Annotated in this window: 17 protein-coding genes and 2 pseudogenes; 10 read left to right on the top strand and 9 right to left on the bottom strand. The window is 55.0% G+C overall.

Annotation, left to right across the window (positions count from 1 at the left end; genetic code table 11):
* Positions 1 to 40 precede the first annotated feature (40 nt).
* Entirely contained in the window at positions 41 to 361 is a 321-nt protein-coding gene (locus HMPREF9696_RS14935; protein WP_002713869.1) for a hypothetical protein, read from the bottom strand.
* Positions 358 to 2,154 carry a sulfatase family protein gene (locus HMPREF9696_RS14940; protein ID WP_002713870.1) on the bottom strand — a complete coding sequence of 599 codons (1,797 nt, stop codon included), beginning with the start codon at positions 2,152 to 2,154 and terminating at the stop codon, positions 358 to 360. The genes HMPREF9696_RS14935 and HMPREF9696_RS14940 overlap by 4 nt, the downstream gene beginning before the upstream one ends.
* Positions 2,155 to 2,297: 143 nt before the next feature.
* Here HMPREF9696_RS14940 and HMPREF9696_RS14945 point away from each other — a divergent pair.
* Positions 2,298 to 2,951 (top strand): annotated as a pseudogene (locus tag HMPREF9696_RS14945) (magnesium chelatase domain-containing protein); the annotation flags it as partial.
* A 154-nt stretch (positions 2,952 to 3,105) separates the two neighbouring features.
* Positions 3,106 to 6,042, top strand: coding sequence for a plasmid replication protein, CyRepA1 family (locus HMPREF9696_RS14950; protein ID WP_002713872.1), 2,937 nt, complete (start codon positions 3,106 to 3,108; stop codon positions 6,040 to 6,042).
* Positions 6,043 to 6,139: 97 nt separating this feature from the next.
* Here the strand turns inward: HMPREF9696_RS14950 and HMPREF9696_RS14955 are convergent, their stop codons facing one another.
* Positions 6,140 to 6,826 carry a hypothetical protein gene (locus HMPREF9696_RS14955; protein ID WP_002713873.1) on the bottom strand — a complete coding sequence of 229 codons (687 nt, stop codon included), beginning with the start codon at positions 6,824 to 6,826 and terminating at the stop codon, positions 6,140 to 6,142.
* Between the two features lie 151 nt (positions 6,827 to 6,977).
* Positions 6,978 to 7,574: a hypothetical protein gene (locus HMPREF9696_RS14960; protein WP_002713874.1), complete on the bottom strand. Its 597-nt coding sequence runs from the start codon at positions 7,572 to 7,574 to the stop codon at positions 6,978 to 6,980.
* A gap of 93 nt (positions 7,575 to 7,667) precedes the next feature.
* On the opposite strand from HMPREF9696_RS14960, the gene HMPREF9696_RS14965 reads away from it, so the two are divergent.
* Entirely contained in the window at positions 7,668 to 7,955 is a 288-nt protein-coding gene (locus HMPREF9696_RS14965; RefSeq protein ID WP_245259233.1) for a hypothetical protein, read from the top strand.
* 538 nt (positions 7,956 to 8,493) lie between these two features.
* Here the strand turns inward: HMPREF9696_RS14965 and HMPREF9696_RS14970 are convergent.
* Together HMPREF9696_RS14970 and HMPREF9696_RS14975 are read right to left on the bottom strand one after the other, a co-directional pair.
* The gene (locus HMPREF9696_RS14970) at positions 8,494 to 9,234 is read right to left on the bottom strand and encodes a hypothetical protein (protein WP_002713875.1); all 741 of its coding nucleotides are present in this window, start codon (positions 9,232 to 9,234) and stop codon (positions 8,494 to 8,496) included.
* Between the two features lie 104 nt (positions 9,235 to 9,338).
* Entirely contained in the window at positions 9,339 to 9,923 is a 585-nt protein-coding gene (locus HMPREF9696_RS14975) for a tyrosine-type recombinase/integrase (RefSeq protein ID WP_040302082.1), read from the bottom strand.
* Between the two features lie 208 nt (positions 9,924 to 10,131).
* Between HMPREF9696_RS14975 and HMPREF9696_RS14980 the strand changes: the two genes are divergently transcribed.
* Both HMPREF9696_RS14980 and HMPREF9696_RS14985 read left to right on the top strand, forming a co-directional pair.
* Entirely contained in the window at positions 10,132 to 10,566 is a 435-nt protein-coding gene (locus HMPREF9696_RS14980; protein ID WP_002713877.1) for a hypothetical protein, read from the top strand.
* A gap of 108 nt (positions 10,567 to 10,674) precedes the next feature.
* Positions 10,675 to 11,907, top strand: a complete 1,233-nt coding sequence (locus HMPREF9696_RS14985; protein ID WP_002713878.1) for a HEPN-associated N-terminal domain-containing protein — start codon at positions 10,675 to 10,677, stop codon at positions 11,905 to 11,907.
* 909 nt (positions 11,908 to 12,816) lie between these two features.
* Here the strand turns inward: HMPREF9696_RS14985 and HMPREF9696_RS21690 are convergent.
* Entirely contained in the window at positions 12,817 to 16,839 is a 4,023-nt protein-coding gene (locus HMPREF9696_RS21690) for an NACHT domain-containing protein (protein ID WP_157170035.1), read from the bottom strand.
* A 157-nt stretch (positions 16,840 to 16,996) separates the two neighbouring features.
* On the opposite strand from HMPREF9696_RS21690, the gene HMPREF9696_RS15005 reads away from it, so the two are divergent.
* On the top strand, positions 16,997 to 17,422 hold the full coding sequence (locus tag HMPREF9696_RS15005; protein ID WP_002713880.1) for a DUF6641 family protein: 426 nt from the start codon (positions 16,997 to 16,999) through the stop codon (positions 17,420 to 17,422).
* A 298-nt stretch (positions 17,423 to 17,720) separates the two neighbouring features.
* Here HMPREF9696_RS15005 and HMPREF9696_RS15010 read toward each other — a convergent pair whose 3' ends face one another.
* A complete protein-coding gene (locus HMPREF9696_RS15010; protein ID WP_002713881.1) occupies positions 17,721 to 17,957 on the bottom strand; it encodes a helix-turn-helix domain-containing protein in 237 nt (78 codons plus the stop codon).
* Positions 17,958 to 18,107: 150 nt separating this feature from the next.
* On the opposite strand from HMPREF9696_RS15010, the gene HMPREF9696_RS21950 reads away from it, so the two are divergent.
* Both HMPREF9696_RS21950 and HMPREF9696_RS15015 read left to right on the top strand, forming a co-directional pair.
* The gene (locus HMPREF9696_RS21950; RefSeq protein ID WP_002713882.1) at positions 18,108 to 18,281 is read left to right on the top strand and encodes a hypothetical protein; all 174 of its coding nucleotides are present in this window, start codon (positions 18,108 to 18,110) and stop codon (positions 18,279 to 18,281) included.
* Entirely contained in the window at positions 18,278 to 18,958 is a 681-nt protein-coding gene (locus tag HMPREF9696_RS15015; protein ID WP_169332502.1) for a hypothetical protein, read from the top strand. Before HMPREF9696_RS21950 ends, HMPREF9696_RS15015 begins: the two co-directional genes overlap by 4 nt.
* Positions 18,959 to 19,057: 99 nt before the next feature.
* Here the strand turns inward: HMPREF9696_RS15015 and HMPREF9696_RS15020 are convergent, their stop codons facing one another.
* Positions 19,058 to 20,803 carry a recombinase family protein gene (locus tag HMPREF9696_RS15020; protein WP_002713884.1) on the bottom strand — a complete coding sequence of 582 codons (1,746 nt, stop codon included), beginning with the start codon at positions 20,801 to 20,803 and terminating at the stop codon, positions 19,058 to 19,060.
* A gap of 44 nt (positions 20,804 to 20,847) precedes the next feature.
* On the opposite strand from HMPREF9696_RS15020, the pseudogene HMPREF9696_RS15025 reads away from it, so the two are divergent.
* Both HMPREF9696_RS15025 and HMPREF9696_RS15030 read left to right on the top strand, forming a co-directional pair.
* Positions 20,848 to 21,756 (top strand): annotated as a pseudogene (locus HMPREF9696_RS15025) (YifB family Mg chelatase-like AAA ATPase); the annotation flags it as partial.
* 189 nt (positions 21,757 to 21,945) lie between these two features.
* Entirely contained in the window at positions 21,946 to 22,410 is a 465-nt protein-coding gene (locus HMPREF9696_RS15030; RefSeq protein ID WP_002713886.1) for a hypothetical protein, read from the top strand.
* Positions 22,411 to 22,419 lie beyond the last annotated feature (9 nt).

The raw sequence follows: 22,419 nt of genomic DNA on the forward strand, positions 1-22,419 counted from the left end.
CGAAACGCGACGACGAACGGCAGCGCCAAGGCGCTGCCGTTTACGTTTGCACCGGACGCTTGCGCCAGACCAGCCACAGCACCACAAGATCGACCATCACGAAGGGCAGCACCCAGGGCAGCAATTTCTGCTGGCCCTGCGCCACGCTGCCAAGCGCGAGCACCGCGCCGACCGCCGGAACGATCCGCGCAGTCCACAGCGCCTTGCGGCCGGCGAAAATCAGCGCAATGCCGATACCGAGATAGACAAACCCGAACAGCACTGTCGTCACCATCGGCAGCGACGGCGGTGTCAGCCAGAACTGATAGACATGCAGAATGCCCGTTGCAGCGAGCAGTGCGATAGCCGGCCAGTTTCTCATGCCGGGCTCCCGGGCAACTTATCCGTCAGCTTGTACCAGTTGCGCGGGCCGGTGAATTCGCGGCCGTCATCGGTGCCGATCTCACGGGCGATCAAGGCGTTGCTCATGTTGCAAAGGCGCATCAGCTCGTCCTTCACGGCGTCCGGCTGCAGCGCGAGATTGTTCAATTCATGCGGGTCGTCGCGGGTGTCGTAGAGTTCGAGCTCGTTGTACTTTTTCAGCATCTCGAAATCGCTCGGAATGTGATGCTGCGAGGGGCGGAAGTAGCGCGCGAACTTGTAGCGCCCGTCGAACACGCCGCGGAACAGGCCGGGATTTTCCAGCGACGGGAAGAACTCGCCGGTGTTGAAGATCTGGCGGATCAGGAACAGCTTGTCGGCCGTGGTGTGATGGTTGATCGCCTTCTCGGTGTAGACCGGGTCCCAATAGTGAGCCACGCCGTAGTTGTAGAGAATGCCGAGACGGTCGCGCTCGCTCGGCGATGACGCGCCGGTGACAGCGCTCGAAACGTCGATCCCCTTCAGATACGGATATTTCGTGCGACGCGCAGCGTCATCCACGCCAGCCCATGCCAGAAGCGTCGGAATCATGTCGATCGGGCTGGCCAGTGCCGATGTCGTCGATCCGCCGCCGGTTTTCACATCGGGATGACAAACGATCAGCGGAACGTGAATGTTCTCGCGGAACATGTGCGGCCCCTTCTGCCGCAGCTTCTGCGCACCGGCCATTTCGCCGTGATCGGAGAGATAGATCACGATCGTATTGTCATCGAGGCCGAGATCCTTGAGCCGCGCCAGCACGGTGGAGGCGTGATGATCCACATCGCGCAGGCAGTTGAAATAATAGCTCTGGTTGTCGCGCCAGACGGTTTCATCGTCCTTTGGAAAGCGGCCGTAGATCATGTCGCAGAACGCGGCATAGGAGCGCTGCGACCAGTTCCGCTTGCTGATGTCGGCCCTGTAGAAACTGTCCGGCAGCGGCCCGGGCCATGCCGTGTCGTAAACCCCGCCGACCGGCGGACGCGAGATCGGCGCCAGCATGTTCGGATCAATGCGCGAACGCACCTGATCGTCGCCGCTCGAAAAATACATGATGTCATGCGGATTGACGAAGTTGACCGCGAGCAGCCACGGCTTGCCTTCGTCGTTCAGCTTCGTGGCCCGGTCCTTCAGCCAGATGCTGGCATCCGCCGCGATCTGCCCGTCATAGCGAAAGCCGGTCCATGTCGCGCCATGCGGATCGCCGTCGATGTTGAAATCGGAAAAACCGAACGGTTCGAGTTCGTCGCTGGTGTTGGGAAACGGACCGTAGGTCAGGTTGTGATTGCCGCCGATATGGCTGAGATGCCACTTGCCCTTGTAGGCGGTGTAATAACCCTGCGCCCGGAACAGATCGCCGAGACTGACAAGGGTGTTCGGCACTTCCGGAAATGGCGGTGCGCCGTGATTGACCACCATTTTGGTGTGCTGGGTGTGCTGGCCGAAATAGAAGGTCGAGCGGCTCGGCGAACATGGCGTGGTGTGGATGTGATAGTTCGCAAACGAGATGCCGCGCTCGCGCAGGAGATCGTGGCCCGGCAGCGGAAGATCATTCGGCAAACTGCTCCAGTGCCGCTCCTGATCGCTCATGATGATGAGGATGTTGGGCCGTTTCGCTTTCGGATTGGCGACGGCGGTCTCGACCTTCGGCGCCTGCCGCCGCGCCCGGCCGCCCAATAAGGCAGCGCCCACTCCCGCAGCGGCCATGGCCCCGCCGGCGAGAAGGATTCGCCGCCGCGATGATGTCCCCGTCATGATTTCCTGCCCTGTCGTTCTTGTTGATTGAATGAAATTCTTTCGCCGGTTCAGGCACCTGTCAAATTACGGTTCCATGTTCCTGAAATGTTCTTGCGAAAAGAGAGGTTCCTGCTAGCATTGGCAACGGGGGCGAGGAAGCCATGGTTCAGCGCGTTTCCACGGTGGCATTTGAGGGGATCGAGGCCCGCGCGGTGGACGTGCAGGTTCAGGTCTCGCCGGGTTTGCCGGCGTTTCATATTGTCGGCCTGCCGGACAAGGCCGTCTCCGAAGCCCGCGAGCGGGTCCGCTCCGCCCTGATCGCCTCCGGCCTTGCGCTGCCGGCCCGGCGAATCACCGTCAATCTCGCGCCCGCCGACCTGCCCAAGGAAGGCAGTCATTACGATCTTCCCATCGCACTTGGGCTGATGGCCGCCATCGGCGCGATCCCGCCGGATGCACTGAGCGGCTTTACCGTGCTCGGCGAACTCGGCCTCGATGGCTCGATTGCGCCTGTGGCCGGAGTGCTGCCCGCCGCCATCGGCGCGAATGCACGCGACGAAGGATTGATCTGTCCCGCAGCATGCGGCGCCGAGGCCGCGTGGGCCAGCCCGGAAATCCAGATCGTGGCGGCGGCCTCGCTGATCCAGATCGCCAATCACTTCAAGGGCACGCAGGTGCTCTCGCGGCCCGAACCGAAGATCGCCGAGCGCCAGATCGCATCCCTCGACCTGCGCGATATCAAGGGCCAGGAAAGCGCCAAGCGCGCGCTCGAGATCGCGGCCGCCGGAGGCCATCACCTGTTTATGTTAGGGTCTAATAACCGGAATATTGCCGGTTATTAGTACCTCATATTCTAATATGATGGCTAATTGTCCGGACTCATCCCCGACGGGAGGGGATAACAGGGACGAAAAATGATCGCTGTATAAAAATCGGCGGCGCTATCCCCTCATCCGCTATTAACGCGGCATGTCAGGATCAGTTCTGGATCGGCAGCTCCGCCTATCGATCAATCCCAAGCTCATCAATAAAAACGAAGCGGACGACGCCAGCCTTTTCGCGAAGGGCTGGGTCAACATGGCCGTCACCCCGCGTGAACTTGCCGAGTACATCGACGGCGGGATGGCCTTTTCCTGCGAACTCGACGGCTCGCGGAAGGCGAGCAACTTCGTTGCATCTGACGTTCTCGCCGTCGACGTCGACGGCACACGGACGATTGATGATGCTCTTAAAGACCCCTTCGTCCAGAGCCATGCAACCATCCTCTACACCACGCCCAGCCATACGGCGGAGCGTCACCGCTTTCGATTGGTCTTCGCTCTAGCCCGTACCATAGAATCGGCGCGCGACATGAAAGCGGCCTACCGTAGCCTCGCACTGCGTTTGGGCGGAGACCTAGCCTCCACAGACGCGGCTCGGCTGTTTTACGGTTCCCGGGGATCGAATCCGCAGCTGTTAGACAAATCTCTTTCCACCGAAGTTCTCGACGAACTGATCGCGCAGGGTCTCGAAAGCGACCAGTACGACAGCGATAAACTCGGCCGGACGACGACCACGTCCAAACTTCCAGTTTCACCCGACAGGATGATTCAGCTTCAAAATGGAGAGCACCGACGCTTCGACGAGATTTCGGTTGGAGCCACCGTCCACTGCCCCTTTCACCGTGACTTGAATGCGAGCGCGTTTATCGTCGAGTCGCGTGCTGGCACTACGGGAATCCACTGCTCGTCATGCGCGCAGACCTTCTGGCCTCCAAACGGAAGACAAGGCGACGATTTCTCCGACTTCGACAGGCGGGTCGCAGAGGCTGAGCAGTACTACAGCGACATGAAGGACGACCTTGGACCATTTACAAAGATGCTGCTCCCCAGCGGGGTTCAGTATCACGAGGGTTTAGCGCGTTCGAACATCTATCGATATGAGAGCGAGTACCTGAAATTTCCGAACCCCTTTCCCAAGGGCCTCGTTTTCATCAAGAGCCCTAAGGGCACCGGTAAGACCGAGCTCCTAAAGCACGAGTTGCAGGACGACAAGAAGTCCACGTTGCTGATCGGACACCGAACCGCGCTGATCCGGCAAAGCTGCGACCGCTTGGGCCTTCAGTGTTATCTGGATTTCACTGGAGCGTTGCAAGAAAAGCGCCTTGGCGTCTGCGTTGACAGTCTGCACCGCCTGAAGTGGCTTGACCACATTACGCCATACCAAATGCAGCAAAAGGAAAACCTGTTTGAGCGCATCATCATCGATGAATCTGAGCAGGTTCTATCGCATTTTCTATCCGACACGATCGATGCGACCACGCGGCACGATCTGTTCGAGATATTTTGTGCTCAGCTGCGGCATGCCAAGACAATTATAGCGCTCGACGCAGACCTTGGATGGCTCACGTTCGAGACCCTTTCAAAGCTGGCGCAGCCGAGACAAGGAACCGGCTTTAAAGAGAGCACACTCGTCCTAAACGACCGCAAGACCGCCGCACCGCTGCAGATGTTCGAATCACGAGAGCACATGATCGGCGATCTCAAGCAAGCTGTTGCTGACGGAAAGCGGGTCTTCGTGACGTCGAACTCCAAGAAGCTCGTCAGTTCGCTGCATGAGGGTCTGAAGGAGACAACCGAGGTTGGGGTCCGAAGTATTCTCGTTACATCCGACACGACATCGGACGAAGGCGTGAAGGCGTTCATCGCCGATCCTGCCAAGCTCGCACTGGATTACGACGCCATTCTCACCTCTCCCTCTCTAGGGACAGGCGTCGACATTACGTTTCCCGGTCGAGAGGCCAAGATCGATGTGGTCTACGGGTTCTTCGAGGCAGGAATCACAACTCACTTCGACTTCGACCAGCAGATTTGGCGCGTCCGTCACCCAGGCGCAGTTCGAGTCTGGATAAGCCCACGACGATTCAACTTTGATACTGCAGTGGACGTCGTTAAGCGCGAGATTCAGCAAAAGCAGCTCTACAAGAGTGTGCTCGCCACATACGACGACGATATGCGTCCGATCTACCATACGGACGACCCACTCATCGATATGGCTGCGTTGGCCCGTTCTCAGCAGCTTGCTTCCAAAAACAACCTGAAGCGGCACTTCATCGCCATGAAGCGCCGACACGGCCACATCATTGAGTTTGTCGAGAGTGATCCCGCAATAGCCAGTGAAGGCGGTGCGCTCAAGGCGATGGGTCGACTACTCGCCGATGCAGCTTACCGCAAACGGCTCGTGTCGGCACCTCCGCTCGACAAGGAGGCCTTTGAGGACATCGAGCAGCGTATTCTGGACAACGACGAGATCGACGTCGCTGAGCGGCTGTCTTTTGCCCGGACGAGAATCGAGCGTTTCTACAGACAGCCCCTCACGGACGAGCTGATCGACCAAGATGATCGGGGCCAGCTACGCGAGCGAATCGTCCGATATGAGGGGTTAATGAGATTCTGCCGTCAGGCGGCAGAAGGCATGGCCAGTCTCGACTTGGATAAGGCAGAGATGTTTGGTCTTAAGACGCGTTTCCTCCGCGACGAACGGACGGTAGCCAAGCTCCTGTACCATCTGCTGACCGATGCTGGGATTTTTTCCAACGGACGTTTCCTGCGCGACAGCATCGTTACCAAGCTGACGTTGGAGCCATGGATGACAAAAGTCGCAGCGGAAAAGCCCGTTATCGAGAACATGCTGGGGATCGAAGTCCGAAAGGACGGCGGGGCGGGAGTCAGCCAGCTGCAAGCAATACTTGGTTTGATCGGCCTCAAGCTCGAACAATCGGGCAAGACCAAAGCCCAATCCGTCGCCGGTGGAAAAACTGTGTACTTCTATCGGCTCGCGGCTGACGCGCTGAATGCTATCGAAGCGATCTTGAAGCGCCGTACTGAAATTGGCGGATGGGAATTTCTGAACGGCCATTACGGTTAGGTTGAAGATAACTACAGGAGACGAGAAGACCGGCTCAGTTGCCTGAGCCGATCTGATCGTTATGTCGCAACTTTTAGTACTTCCGCTGTGTTGATACTCAGAACTTGTACGGCTTCAGCAGCTTCCAGAACGTGTATTCACCGAACGGCTGATGAAACTCGCCGTCGTCGGCAATATTCTTGAAGTGCGGATGAGCGTGGATGAAGGCAGCCAAGGCCAATCCGACTGTTTCCATGTTGGCGGGAACAGGCGAAGTGTTATAGGCCGCGAACAGCGCTGCGTTAACGGCGCGGTGGGTGGCATCATCGATGTCGTGAACGGATACAACCGACTCGACGAGGTGCTTTGGAGGCTGAAGATCAATTGAATCCCAGATGACTCCACCTGACTTCACGAAGTCGATGCCAGCTGGCCGGATAGAATCCAGAATCTCCTGCCAGAGCAGCATCTGCTTACCCGTCTGATATTCCAGAGGGTCATTCTTGTCGCTGTAGGTCTTGCTGTTGACCGCGACGAAGCAGTTATCCCGTTGCAGGGGCACTTTGTACGGAAGACGCATCATCCGCACATGATAGTTATCACGTTCCTGTTCCGACATCTTGATCGTGGGCGGCCTCCAATCCGCATTCTTGAGGAACGCCTCGGAAAGATGATTGGCCAGATCCGCCGCGCCGGTTTTGGCAGGCGTCCGATGGTTCTGATTGGCTCGCGCGGCGAACCTGCGATTGCGGCGCTCCCGCTTACGAGCGACTGCAGCGTTCTTCTGTTTATTCGACTTTTTCATTTTCAGCTCCTCGCCCCGGCCAGCTCTGCTGGTGCGGGGCATCTAGATGGTGGGCTTGGCCCAACCGCTTCGATTGAGGCGGCGATATCCATCTACTGGAGGCGAGACAGGCGATGGGGCACCTTATAATGGGCCCGCGAGTTTGTGCGAATTACAGGCCCTGAGGTCTGGTAACAACGAGCTTGCGAGGTTTCGTATAACTGCTTTCGCGCGCTAGACCCTTGATGCCAGCCTTTCGAAGATAGTTCTTAAGGGTGGGTTCAGACATCGAGTAGGTTTTCTTATCCATAGCGTGGAGCGCCATGATCAACTCGGTCATCGTAACAGTGGGATATGCCGCTCGCACCACGCGAACATCTGCCTTGAGTCTTGCCTGAAAACCCTCGTTGCGTGAGACTTTACGAGGACCGCGAAGGACTATCGATGCCAACGCATCGGCGAGATACAGCCAGTCATTCGGTGAAAATGGATCAAGTCCGGTGAGGTGGAATGCTCTACTAACTGAAAGCTTCGGATGCTTCGCAACAGTCTTTGCTATGGTGTGAAACTCTTCGCCAGCGACATCGTCCTTCCGCTTAGGTGTAAAGGAAATTTGCCAACCGTGTTTTAGCACAAGGTCAATTTCGTCGGCCGTCAACCTCCCGTCTTCGCGCAGACGTTCGGCTTGCTCTATCCGCCGCGACTCGCCAATTGCTTTAAGCTCAAGCGTCGCCTTTTTAATCATTTCGGCGTAGTCTTTGCTGCTCATTCGTTCATCTCGCCATTTCCAATGGGTGGAATTAACAAGACTAGCCTCACGCTTGTCGAGATCGGATGAGCCGAGAATTGGGGATTGCTGCCTATGCAACGCACTTGGGGAACGATGCGGGTTTTTACAGCGGCCCTTATGATCGCCTTCTGTGGGCCACCTAGCCTTGCTCAGGACGCTCCGAAATCGGTCAAGACGATGCGAATACAGCAAGCGTCGCCGGAAGTTACAGCGCTGTATTCTGTTGGTTCTGATGGCGTCGTGAAGATCGACTGGGATGCCGTCGAAACGGTGGCTGCGTCGAAATCCGACAAAACCTTATCGCCGGTTGCCGAAGTCATGATCGCGATACGGGATAAAACTTGGAAGCCGATGCGCTGAATGGCTTCTATTCACTCACCCTCGCTTCGCTCGGGTGAGCCTTCGGTTGACCAGCTTCTTAAGCCCATCCAACCTTCTAAACTTATGTGCGGCAGTGTTTTGGATACACTTAGCCTATCGCGGCTAAGTGGACCCGTGGCGTGCGTATAGTGCCTCGGAAACATCGGATCAGAGAAACCCAGTTGTGGGGTGGGTCAGGCAGTGCGAAATGACCCATTACTCTCCGCTTGTCTGCGCTGTACTCCCGGGACCGATCCGACGATCACACCGATTTCCATGACGGTCTAAAGCTTTCCGTCTCTTGCAGGCTTCGTTTTACGACCGTTGCTTGCTTTGGTCGGGTAGTGCTGAACCTGCCGGTCCAACCAGTGTCTCAGTCCACCGGATTTCCGCAGTGCCTCACTTCTTCGAAGGGTACGGGACGCTATTAGATGCGCGTCAATACTGAGATTTCGAAGTATTTATGAGTCAGAGCAGGGACGGTGCGATCCGGTGCACAAAAAAAGAGCTCCGCCACTGACACCTCCGGAGCTGACCCCTAAAGAATGGGCAGAACCGTAGCCGCAGGGATATTGCCATGGTTGTCGAAAGGGTGGGGAAACATGACCTCAACGGCCCCTCCAGATTGGCCATACAGCGGAACACTAGCTCCATAGTACACCAGTGTGCCGCGCACCGGAGTTAGCTCATAGCGCCAGCAAGCGGGCAATAGTTTTGGAAGAGCAAATCGTCCCACGGCTGATAGACCGGTAGGAGTGAAGGGTTTCTCAGATGCAGGAGCCGCATAAGTTTCGGGTTTGACGATTCTATTGCTGGCTCTGTCGATCCTTTGACTTTTGGAAAACTGCTCATAGCGGTAGAACACGTCTTGGCCACCGCACAACCCTTTAAACGGAAGATGGCCATAGACATAACTGGGGCGCCAAGGAGTCGCCGGAAGAGGGTATCGAGGCCCCATGTGGATGAATGGAAGAATGCTCCAAGCTGCGAGGGCAGCCATCGGGGTGATCGGAGGACAAGGCCGTAAACGACTTACCCAAGCCTCCAAACGCTGACCGTACTCCTCTGCAGAGAATGCTCCGTCTCGTCCCACACCCACCAACTCATAAAATAAATTAAGCTGTTCGGCGGAGTCGTCATCGTAAAGGACGGCTATGCGGCCGCTTTCAACAACGAGCGGCGTTCCGTCGCCTTGGATGCCGACCTGCACACCCATGTCCACTTCAGGCTCGTTGGCAAATTGTTCGATCTGTTGAGGGGTTAATTGAAAAATGGTCATAAAGGCTCCTAAGAAAGAAATCGTCTGATGAAATTTGCGAAAGTGAAAAACGCTCGCTCGCCAATTCAATGACCTTTGGCGAGTATCGTCAAGAAACAAGGAGACTATACGAGCTCCACAATCTTCCTCTGCGCGTCTTCCTCTCCGTCGATGTATCGCTGCGTCACACGAAGCGAGCTGTGACCGGCGAGCATCTGGACGTCGCGTAGCGATCCCCCCACGAGCGAAATCTTTCTTGCCGCATTCGTAATGAACGTGCGTCGTCCCGAGTGACTTGAGCACCCGTTGAACCCGATGTGCTCGTACCACCGCGCGAACATATTCACGATCACCTGAGGTGAAGTCTGATCCAAGCGCTCAGTGCGGACGACGCGACCGTCTGGTGTCGGCGCAATTACCTGTCGCCAGTCGACGAGTGCTCGGCGAAGCTCCTCATTCAGCGGAATAATCCTACCAGATCGGCCCTTGCTCGCATGGTCCTGCAAAACGACGGCTTGACCGATCTCGCCCTGCGCGTCTGTCACCATGCGCCACGTTATGAACGCAATCTCGCGAGCGCGAAGACCGGCTTTGATTGAGAGCAAGAATATCAGTCGGTTGCGGATCGGATGGCGGGTCTTGGCGAGATAGCCGAGTACGGCTTCAATTTGGCCTTTTGATAGAGGCTTGGCTTGCTTTCCGAGAGACACGGTTTGCTCCTGACCATTTATCAGGATGCAGAACCATACCCAGTCGCAGGCGATCGTACAGGCCTGCTCGATAATATCATTTAGAATCCCAATGCACGGCATATAGAGGATTATATACCTATATTGAAATAAAATTACCGGCTTGCTGTGCTTGACTCCTTTTCGCTGAAGGGATCAGATGGGTTTTCCGAAAACAAGGAGAATTGCAATGGACCTCAAGCTCCGTGGCTGGAATCGCGATATGGGCACTCATCTGATCGCCAGTCATAACTTGTCGGATATTCCTATCCGGGATGATCCTAAGAAGACCATTAACCGGCAAAAACCTGGCCTATTTAAAAACTTTGGGGAGGTCACGGTGGCATGGGCTCAAACCCTGAAGTTCACTGGCGACTACCGCATGCAAATCGAATTTACCGAGGATGACGTGTTCAAGCTTTTCCGCGCCTCGTACGGTCGCGAACTGGATGAGGATCTGCTTGACCGTGGCTTCACGATCTCGGAGACGCTGAAAAAACGAATACTGAGTGAGATCAAAGTGGCAGATTTAACGATTGGCGATTTAGCGAAACTCGGAGCTGCATCCTCCGACCAACGCCCCGCGCAGACAAGGACTGTGAGCGCATTCCGCAAACGAAGTTGATCAGTTCAATCGACACTGGCGCGCCAGATCAACTTTGGAGTTAGAAGTTGAATACATTTAGCGGCAGCATTCGCGATCCAATCAAGCGCTCACAAATGGCACACACTTATGAATGATGAGTTTGTTTGTGCGGAGTGCTTCAATGATCAAGGCATGAAGGACTTCTGTAATGCATACGCAGAAGAGAATGAGTGCAGTTTTTGCGGGACAAAGAATAAGGAGCCGATAGCCGCCCCACTTGATGATGTAATAAGTCATATCAATGCTTGTATACATCACCATTTCGACGATCCAGCCAACGCTGGTCTTCCTTTTGAGTCAGCTGAGGGCGGTTATCAAGGCTCGACGTATTATACTTCCGAGGTTTTCGACGAGTTAGGTCTTGATTTTCCTCAAGACAGAGACGGCCGCCTTTACAATGCTATCTCTGCAGGCGTGGATAACGACCTTTGGAGTGAGGCTGAGCCGTTCAGATTGTCGTCCGACCAGCGCTTGCAATTCAGCTGGGAAAATTTCTGTCGCATTATAAAGCACGAACTGCGTTTCTTCTTTTTGCGGCCGCAACGGAATCGGTCACTCTATGACGACGAAGACGAGCTATTTTCGCCCGAAAGAATACTTCACACGATTTTTAAGTTCGCAGAGAGCGCCAATGGTTTCGTTACACTACCGGCCGGTACGAAGTTGTTCCGAGCGCGTTACCAACCAAAAGATGCCAGTTATTTCTCGGCATCAACTCTGGGGCCGCCGCCAGTTGATCATGCGATCAAAACAAATCGCATGAGTCCGCCCGGCGTCGTAATGACTTATGCTGCTGAGGATAAGGAAACAGCGCTAGCCGAGACAGCCGATTCCCCTGGCACTTTCGTTGTCGCGGAATTTGCAAATGATCGGGACCTGATGATTCTCGATCTGACCCGCATCCCGGAAGTGCCGAGCTTCTTTGCTGAGCTGTCGGATACCATGGAGTACGATCCGCGACCTCGGCTTAACTTTCTTCACAATATCAGTCGGGAAATATCGCGTCCCATAGCTCGGGATGACCGAGTTCATGTTGAATACGTGCCAACACAGGTGGTTACAGAATATGTGCGAACGGCCATTGAAATTAACGGACAAAAAGTAGATGGCATACGATACAATAGCTCGAGACGTCATGCTGCCACGGCTATCGTTCTATTCGCGGATCAAGAGAATTTGGTTCTTGACGAGGGCGAGCGACCGGAATTCTACCGAACCGCCGATCGCTGGCTTCGGTTAGTGAAATTCAGCACAACGAAAGTTACGGCCAAAAACATTACTCGGTGGACTACACCGCCGAGAACCGATCTGTTTAAATGAATGACGGTCAGGCAGAGTTGATAACTGATTTTAGAGAATCTCGGATGTGCTCTATTATAACAAGCTGCCATCGGTTTGCGGGATCCAAGTGAACAAACCTTATAGCAACATAATGGCTTGCATGGACTGATGATAGAATGGACCAAGTATCATCAGTTTCGACCTGAAAATATCTATGCCTGCCTCTGACAGATTCTCGTCGCTCCGGTTCTCTAGATCCGAGGAACTGCATGATCAGCCCCGCTTAGATGTAGTGAATCATTTGTGCCCCGCGATTCTACCGCTTGATCCGCCAATAAACAGCACCAATGCTTGGATGTTGAAAAGCGATCACACATACAGACTCACTCTCTGCTAACGAGGTTGAGAGCAGACGTTTGCGATATGGATTCCTTCAGAAAGTTGCAGCAGTTCCTTCTTGGAGAAATTGTGAGCACCGAGCGGAAGATAAGGCCACTCAAGGGTGAATTGGAGAGACTTCAGAATTATGCAGGAAAGATCATCTCTGGAGTTTTATTCGGGGTTAGCTTTTTATTTTCGTTTTTGCTGAGATATCGCAGCTATGTCAGTTGGCCATAAATCGCGAATTTCATGCAACATTCGACCATGCCGACTGTTCTTATTCTCTCAGGATCGATATCCCAGGCCTTGAACGTCCGAGCTAAATATCGAAGTATTTTTTTCTCAATGATCGATCTGGAGTTTGTTTCTCTTGACTGGTCCATTGAGTCTTCAATCAAGGCAATACAAAATGGTAAAGCCCTCATCGAAGAAGCCATTGAGTGAATAATTCAATAAACTTTCCTGACTCTCTATCGAGGGATACTCGTCGCCGTCGATCTATTTTTGCGTCATGCGGAAAGAGCCAATGGCTTTTGCAAACTGATGATGGAATGGACCAGTTGTTGTTCAAAGCCCGTTGTTAGGCAACACAACTCCAAAAGCGTCGGAAGGCAATCTAAGTTGATCTACCCACGTTTCCCTAACTGTTAATCCGGATTTTCGTGAATCTAAAGCGATATGCAGCGGGCCGACAAACTGCCGCCACGAGCTATTCAGAGTATGTGACGTAGCCTCGATCAGAGCGGACAAGGCGTGAATTCTTCGCTCCACAGAGACAGAACTGCTTGTCAATAATTGCTCAGCCAAATCCAAACCGGGTTGAAAAATAGGCTCTTGAACCAAAATATCTATGCTGCTCTTTACTTCGCCCTCATCCCCGACCAGAAGTGAAAGGGCAGCAGTAGCAGCTCGCGTTCGTGGAGAATCTCCTGGCTGAGAAACTGCAGCGGAGCTCAGAGTTGAGAAATCAAACTGACGCTTTTGAACCGAAATTGCGCTCAACAACGGATACAGCAGCTCCCGTTCATCCGGAAAGGCATTGAATGCCTTCATTATCGGAGGCGTTAAACTATCCAGCTCGTACTCATCAAAACGAGCTTCGCGAAGCGCAACTGCCAACTTGTGCACGATGGCGCGAACCCTTAAAGCTTCATCTGGAATATTTAAAACTCCTTCCATTGGAATGTATTCCGACGCACCTTTTGCGAGCAGATCCAAATAAGTCTCGGCGTTTTCGAGGGTTGGGCGTCTCACGCCAAACAGGGTCACATGATGAGCTAGTTCGAGGAATTTGTCCTTAACGCCTTTCGTTTCAGAGTGGCTTGCCAGCTCATATATTCTCGCTGCCAAAGCAAGCCCTTGATCATCGTCAACATAATTGGTCTCGGCTAAAATCCAACGCGGGCAGCCAATGCGCGCAACATCTTTTGAGAACCATTCTTTCGTGCTGGCGATCAAATCGGCTTCGGATATTCCGAATTCATCCCAACGGGTTTCTGCAGAAAGCCAATCTTGTAGATCCCCGTACTGGCCCTCGAAAGCCAATGTGGACCGCAAATACAAATCATCGGCAGAATCCGCTGCATCAACGATTGAAGCGATGGGCCAAGGAAGCGCGTCGATAATCACTTTTGAATTTTCAAAGATGCCAGGCTTCGCAATCATCTCGAGGCTAAGAGCTAGCGATTCCGCACATGGCGATCTTAGGAATACGAGTGAAGCGCGCAGTGGTATCCAAGCATCCGCGTCAAACTCTGACCCACCAAACTTCTCAAAGCTCGCAACCATGTTCAAGGAAGCATAGTTGACAATCGTTCGGCTATCAGATTGAGGCAGCTCCAACATAATATCTTTTCGGCCGGCTCCTTCGGGAGAGGCTAGCTCATGGATGCTAAGAAGCCGCAATTTCTCGACGTCACGTTCGTTGAACCTGTCAGGTTCTTTAAGCGCATAAAAGAGGCGATATAGTTCTTCCAGTTGGGGTGCGGGCCCTATCTCCTTCAATATCATGTAAAGCCGGTCTAAAACTTCTTGGCTCAAATAGAATGAGTTCGTCTTTCCTATTATTTTCATTGCCGCGATATTGTCTTGTGGCAACCATTTCAGAATCGTTGAATTAGCCCACTTACTTTCCATAGCGGAAAAGAGAAACAACAGATTCCAAATCGCTGATCGTGTAACAGAGTCAACCTCTCCAATTCTCGTTGTAATGTGGTGAGCGATTACTTCTTCGTCTGCCTCATCCCAAATGGCGCTTATTCTAGGGTCAAGATCAGAGCCGAGAGAGAGCTGTTCCATTGCATGAAGAATCAGAGGACGTCTTGATAGTGGATGATCAAAACCGATTCCATCTGCGACAAGATCGAGGGCCAAACGAGTGCCGTTCAAACACAGTCTATCGGGTTCGACCGCGTCGAGCTGCCTGGGTATGGCAACAATTGCAGATCGTCTGTAATGAAAGCTGTCATCTGAAAAGCACCGGCTCGCGGCGATCTGGAAGACGTGTCGCCAATGCGAGTTGCCCGCTAGATGAGCTAATCGCTTTTCCATAATGGATTCATCACCGGACGTTATAGCGGCCGCTGCCATAAACTCCTGTAGAGACCGCACGTCGAAGCTTATCGACCCTTCCTCTTGGGAGGAAAGGAGAACGAGTCTATGCAAGGCAAGACTCATTAGGTCCTCAACACCCTCCTCGACCTTAGAAGCCTCGAAGCCCTCCGAAAGAAGGTAGCTTCTAACAAGACTTCGAAACCGTTCATGAGAGAGCCGACTTCTGGCACCGCCGCCATGCTCGCTATCTGTCTGCAGAACTAACCCAGCACGATGATGTATCGGACCAAGACGATGAAGATATCGCTCCAAGATCCGCTGCGTTTCTCCCCCTTTGGCTTTTTCGCGCCTTTTGAGTACTTCGAAGTACTCATTGAATAGCGTCCATCGCGCTGTTGGTACGCCGCCCCCCGTATCAACTATAAAATACAGGATTGTGACTTGCAGCGGACTCACCATAAGGCGCGCGGTTGCCGTCTGGGCTGCAGCCTTTTGTAATTGCCGATGAACGTCTAACCGCCGTTGAAGATCGTCTTTGTATCGGACTTCTCCGAACGCACCGGCATATGCAAGAGCTTGTTCAGGTTTTAATTCAGCTAACCTCCAATGCTCCCAAAGCTTCTCATCGAGATCGTGATTGTAGCCTTGAGGTCGGGTTGTAACGACCGCAAGGACATCCGCATTTACTTCGCTTACCTCCAGAAAAAAATTCGAGATCGCATCGATGATGGCTGATCGCTCGCCACTAGGCGGAACTTCATCGAGTCCATCGAACAGCACGATCCAAGGATGAGCTCTCAGCCAATTTCTGATCTCCGATCGCGTAACTTCGTCGTCGGAGCTCAGAGAAAGCTCAGATGCAATGTACGCTATCACGGAAGGTACTTGCTGATGCGCAGTCCGGGCTTGGCTTATTTGGTCAGCAAAGCGGGGCAGAGAGATGTGAATTGGATATCGATGAGGTAGGGCAGTTCCGATATTCTCTGTCTGAGCTCGTTTCAGTATCTCAGGAATTAACGCGCGAACCGTCTGATCTCGCCGGGCACCGGGATGCTTTTCAAGAATGGCGGATCGAAACAACTGAGCTAGGAATAGACTCGCTGTCGATTTACCTTGACCAGGACCGCCAATTAAAACAATGCGGTTCTTTGAAGGCCTCCGCTCATCGTTCCCCTGTCGCTCCTCATCTTGCTCTAACGAATCTGGATCAAGTTTTTCTCGGGAGCGTTCGACCAATGCAGAAACAACTCGGGAGCGTCGCTCAAGAAGGTTTTCCGTATTCGATAGACCGCGATTGTGTATAAGCAGATTCTGCTCTCTTTCGCCAAGCATTAGGGGTAGGTCAACGAATACTTGGCTCGTGCGTATCTGCAGATCACCGACGCTCCCAGCATCTTTTAGGCGAACGAATTGATCCCGAAATAGCTGATGCTTGAGCGATCTGCTCACAATCTCAGAAAAATTTGGATGCTGCGAATCAAAACGTTCTAGAACCTTCGTTAAAACGTCCCCTGGTGTAACCCAGGCTGCATAAGTATGCCGAATTGCTGGCTGACCAACCAACATATCGACGATCTTATCGTAAGACCAAATATCAACATCTGTGACGCCTAGCTCTTTCTTCCACAGCTCAAGATATTCAAGAGCTTTCGTCAGTCCCCCTTTGCGACGCCCTCGGCTTGATTTCCCATCTGCTCCCGACAGCCGAAGATTAGTCGCGATAATGTAATACTTTGGCTTCTTTAGCACATTTCGTGCGCGGCGGAATTTCTCAAGTTCGATATCGAGAGTACGCTTGAACCATGCCAAGTCGTCGATCGATGTTGCCGCGTCTTTATACTTGGCTTGAATTACTAAATAGCCGCTCCAATTCCTTCCTTCATAACCCTTGATTGCTCCGTCATAAGTGAAGTCTCTACCTCCATCTGGTCCAGACGAATACACTACACCTGCAGGGCCAAGTTTTTCGAAGCAAAGGGCTCGCACTAACCGTTCGAAACCTATGCCGCTAAGCCTTGAGAGATCACATGTCTCCATTCGGTCTGCCCTGATACCTTTGATAAGTCGATGTGAGGATGGGGGGACGCGTCTTCGGGACTCAGATAGTAACACGGAAAACATTCTCCGACGCCAGTTACAAGCGCGTACGCGATGTTAGAACGGGCTGGGTTTGATCCAACAACGGAGAGACCCAATGCCAGTACTGAAATCCCTTTCCTTTACCGCAGTGCCGAAGACAGCCGGTGATCCGACCGGGATGCGTCGAGCCAAGTTCATCGAGAAGCTGGAGGAGCAGAAGCTCCTGCTGGCCGACCCCGGCTACGTCCGAACGGTCCAGAGGACCGCCGAGGTCGACGGCGTGAAGCAGGCGGTCGTTCGAAAGCAACGGGTTAAGCCGTGGTGGAAGACCGACTCGTCCGGTCAGATCGTGATGTCGGTGAAGTTCGGCTCCAAGCCCATCGAGTTCGAGAAGGGCAAAGCCGGTATCGCAGTCCCGTCCAAGGACAAGCTCCCTACCGTCATCAACACGCTGATCGAAGCCGTCCGCGCCGGTGAGCTCGACGACCTGTTCGCCGCAGCGTCCAAGTCTCGGCCTCTGCCGAAGAAGAAAGCCGCTTGATAACCACCCTGACGGATGGGTCTTGAACCCATCCGTCCTTTCAGAAGGGCATGGAGCGTCCGATGTCTCTCTGGGTGGATACCCTACGGATTCTGGTTTCGGACGTCCTGCGATCATTTCGACCGGGGTCGGGGGTCAAGATTCAGATTCGAGACCGGGACGGTTTCTGGAGGGATCATTCCCAGAGCTCCGGCACTGCCGAGGGTATCCAAGAATCCCTTCGAGCCACCGAATCAGCCACCGGCAGGCCAGTCAGAGCCGTCGATGCTGCCGGACGACTGGTGGATTTCCGCTGACGTCAGGTCTGACGCCTCCGTGTCCGCTTTGGCGGGGGCCGGAAGAATTCGGCTGGTTCGACGCCCAGAACGTCCACAAACTTACCGATAATCTCAATGCCGACCTGAGTTAAGCCGCGCTCGATCTTGCTGACGTGCGCCCGGTCTACTCCAGCCTCATGCGCCAATGCTTCCTGAGACAGGCCTTTCTCATGCCTGATCCGGCGCAGGTTGGTGGCGAGTACTTGGCGGAGGTCCATACCCCAGCCAACCGCTTTGTGGTCTTTTGACCCACGGCTTTAAAACCGAATTATTTTCGTTTAATCCAGTTACTTGGGCGTTCGACTGGATATGGTCGATCGAGTCCCGAACCGGCTACCCGCCGGTCGGCGAACTCAAGGGGGAGAAGCATGCTGAAACAAGGCTGGTGGCCGTTTGGGCTCTTGAGTGGAGGAGCCGTAATCCTGTGGCTGCTCGGATATCGCTACACTGATAGTGGAGCTGTGGCCTTTATGGCGGTCCTGATCGCAGCCGCCGGTGCATACCTGATCATGGTGCAGAACCGGGGAAGCTGGAAACGATGAGCCCTCCCGATCAATCCTCAGCCGAGGCGTCCTCCCCAGACAATAAGACGTCGCGGTACCTCAAAAGAACTTGCCTCGTACTTGCCGTAGTGGGGTTGGGCTTGGTTGCTAACCGGATATTCTTTTCGTCGAATGGCAGTGCATCGACGATGTGTGGCGACACCGCCATTCTTCAGAAGGTAAGGACGCTCATTCACCAGCAGACACCCAATATCGGTGAGCTGAGTGACGTTCTTCAGAAGCTCGACGCATCGCGTGGCAGCGCCATTCGTGATCCGCTTGCCGAGAAAGAAAAGCTCCTGCGGGAGACGAAGGAGTACTACGCTCGCAATCCGGTAGATCCCAACGATCGCTCCATGGGTGACCAGAACGCAGCGAGGGCTGAGCGCATCGGAACCCTTGAAAGAGAGATTGCGGAGCTAGAGGCTAAACTTGGGCCAGCTAGACGCAAGCGAGAAGAAATCAGGAAAACACCGGTCGAAATTATCGTAGCGAGCGAACCGACTCCCGTGGAGTTCGATCCCGTTACAAACAGAGCGGCGTGCAAGCTGGCGTACAGAGTCAAAGGCTTCGGCTACGATAGTCCGGGAATGCAGCTCAGCACACCGACGACCGCCGTTTACACCATCCATCAGGCCGCTGGCGATTGGATCGTAAACTTGGTCGCTTTGAACTAGGGAACTCACCAACAGAGGCAAGCGTGAGAACGAGATGCCTCTTCACGACGCTGGCGGCTGATTTTCCGAACTGAAGGCGGCCATGGAACTGCGCGAGAGTCATTTCGCCAGTTCCGGCTGCACGATTTCAAAGCCGCGCTCTCTCGCCCCGACGATCTGCTGCTCGAACTGAAGCGGATCGCCATACTTGGGAAATACCGCGCGCACCGCATTATTCTGAAATCCCACCGTAAAATAACGACGCGATTCATCTGGATCGGCGGCAAGATTCTCCATGTGCGCAAGCACACCGTTTTCACCCGGTGAAAGCAATTTCATTTGCTCGATGTTCCTTTGGCTGATGGGAAGCCGACCTATGGGAGCTATCAAAAGCGTATGAACCAAGGCTTTGAGCCTCGCCGCGATCTGCGCACGGACTTTGTAGAGCTCTTCCGATGGCGGCAACTGAAGGTGTTTCACCAGATCCCGGATTTCTTCTTTGCTGCTATAGAACCGGGATTCATGAGCCAGAAACTGCTCGTGCTCAGCTTCTTTGGCTTGCAGGCGCTGCAGAAGTTCATCCCGCTTCAGTCCGTGTTCGCGCAACTTCGCCGCAACAAATTCCGCAGGCGCGTTTTCGTTGAGCAGGCTGTAGCTCTTCTCCATGAGATTGGACACGGACTCGATCTCGCCCCGCAGCGCGGCTAAATCCTTCTCCAGAGACTTACGCTTGCTGGCATCTTCATCGCTGCGGACGATGCTTTCGATATCCAGCTCCTGAACGAAAGCCAGAAACGATGCTTCGAAGTCTCGATATCGCCATCTCGTGCCGCTGCAACCGAGGCCGCGCTGAGCGCTCCCGCAAACAAGGTACGTGCCGCCCCTTGTTCCCGGCCCCTTATTTTCAAAAACGATGGAGCCGGAGCAGTAAGCGCAGCGCGCTATCCCCGTGAACAAGTTCGTGTAGCCGGGACCCTTCCGGCCCTTCCCACCAACCCTCCGTGCGGCGCGGGCGTGCTGCGCTTGGTAGAATTCATCCTCTCTGATGATCGCCGGATAATAGTTGGAGATTGGATCGCCGCTTGGGACACGCTTGCCGTCGACCTTCACGTTCGGCTGAAATTCTCCAAGAACGGATCGGTTCTGCAGAACTTTGTCGACGGACGACTGGTGCCATCCATTCTTTCCTATGAATGCGGGAATTCCCTCATCATTAAGGCGCGTCGCGATGGAGTACATGCCGATACCGGCGATGGAGTCGGAGAAAATGCCCCGGACGATTTCCACCCGCTCGGGGATCTCCTCGAACGACGTCTTGTCGCTGGACAGCCTCAGCCACGACGGGCAGCGCGCCGTCATTGGTTGACCGTCGGCTGCTGCCTTGGCTCTCTTGTTCTTCCAAGCAGCGCCGATACGAATGCTCTTGGTCTTTGATTCTTCGTGGGCTCGCTCCATGATCACGAGCGACGTGATCAAATCCACGATGTTGGTGCTTGACGCGCTGTAGACCTTCTTATCGATCAGGGTGACGAGATTGATCCCCGACTGAATGATGCTCAGGAAGAGGGCTTGAGCATGGAGGATTTCTTCGCGGCTGAGACGATCCAGAGATTCGACGAGGAGATAAGAGCCCTTGGCTACGTTGCCCGCCTTCACCGCCTCAAGAAATATGCCCAGCGCGCCATCCCGGACGTTGGCACCCTTGAACGCGGAAATTCCGATATCTTCGAGCTGTGCATCGTCTGCGAGGTCCAGTTCGTAAGCCTCGGCATAGGCCTTCGAAGCTTCGAGCTGGCGTCGACGACTGTCCCCCTTAAGCTGGAGATCGGTCGACATTCGGAGGTAGGAATAGGCCTTGGGCTTCATGGGAACCTTTCGGTTCCTGCCTACTCAAATCCCGGTTAATTGTACATCATATTTTGATGATCGGCAGTCCGGGCGCGGGCAAATCCATGCTGGCCGCGCGGCTGCCGTCGATCCTGCCGCCGCTGTCGCCGTCGGAGCTTCTCGAAATCTCGATGATCGCGTCCGTGGCCGGCGAGATCGAAGGTGGCGCGCTGACGGCGCGGCGTCCGTTCCGCGCCCCGCATCATTCCGCCAGCATGGCCGCGCTGACCGGTGGCGGCATGCGCGCGAGGCCCGGCGAGATTTCGCTGGCGCATCATGGCGTGCTCTTTCTGGACGAACTTCCGGAGTTCGACGCCCGCGTGCTGGATTCGCTGCGCCAGCCGCTGGAAAACGGCGAAGTCGCAGTCTCGCGCGCCAACCACCGCGTCACCTATCCCGCGCGCTTCATGCTGGTTGCGGCGATGAATCCCTGCCGCTGCGGACATGCCTATGAACCCGGCTATGCCTGCAAGCGCGGACGCCTCGACCGCTGCACGGCGGATTATCAGGGCCGCATTTCCGGCCCGCTGATGGACCGCATCGACCTGCGCATCGAAGTGCCAGCCGTCACCGCCTCCGACCTGATCCTGCCCGCGCCCGCCGAAGGCTCCGCCGAGGTCGCCGCGCGCGTCGCCGCGGCCCGCGCGATTCAGGCGGAGCGCTATGGCGCACTCGGCCTGCCGCAGATCCGCACCAATGCGGAAGCGCCTGCCGCCGTTCTCGAAGAAATTGCCCGCACCGATGCGCAGGGACAGAAACTGTTGCGCGATGCCGCCGAGAGCATGCGCCTGTCCGCGCGCGGCTATCACCGCGTGCTGCGGGTGGCGCGCACTCTCGCCGATCTCGACGGCGCCGAGGTCATCGCGCGGCTTCATCTGGCCGAGGCGCTGTCCTATCGCGCGCTCGCGGACGATCTGCGCCGCGCGGCGTGAGCGAAATCCAGATCGCCCTTGGCCCGACAACGTTTGGCCTGACAACGCTTCCGTAACGATCTCTCTTTACACTTCACAAACCATAAGCCGCCTGTGGCGGCTTTGGCCGCATGATCCGGATCGCCGTGTGCGCGACCCGCAGGACCATGCGCAGTGTGTGTTGCGAGTCTGTTTTGAGTGAGTGGTGTCATGCGCGTAACTGTCCTGGCGTCAACTATCCCGTTGCTGCTGGCCGGCGTGGTCGCCGGCGGCGAACTGGTCCCGAGCGCGAATCCCTGCATCGCCATGGGCCGCGCCTCGATGCAGATCGCCACCGCGCCGTGGCAAAATCCGCTTCATGTCAGCTTCACTGACGATCCGGAAATGGCGACCGTGCGGGTGCAGGTGGTCGACGCCGCCGACATGGCTGATTTCACCGTGATCGACGGCACGATGACGGCGGAGGCCGACAGTTGCACGGTGAACCGCGACACCTCGTTTGTCAGCATTTCAGACCGCCACCTGACCGATACCGATCCCGTGATTTATCTGTCGCGTGATCCTGGCGCGGACTATCGCATCTTCGTGCAGTCGCGCGCCTTCAGCACAAAGGACGCCGCAGCGCTTGTGGTCGGCGCCGGACGCCGGGTGCAGCTCTCCGAGCGGGTCATGTGAGGCGTTAAC

Origin of the sequence: Afipia clevelandensis ATCC 49720 (genome assembly GCF_000336555.1) — a bacterium.
Lineage (GTDB): Bacteria > Pseudomonadota > Alphaproteobacteria > Rhizobiales > Xanthobacteraceae > Afipia > Afipia clevelandensis.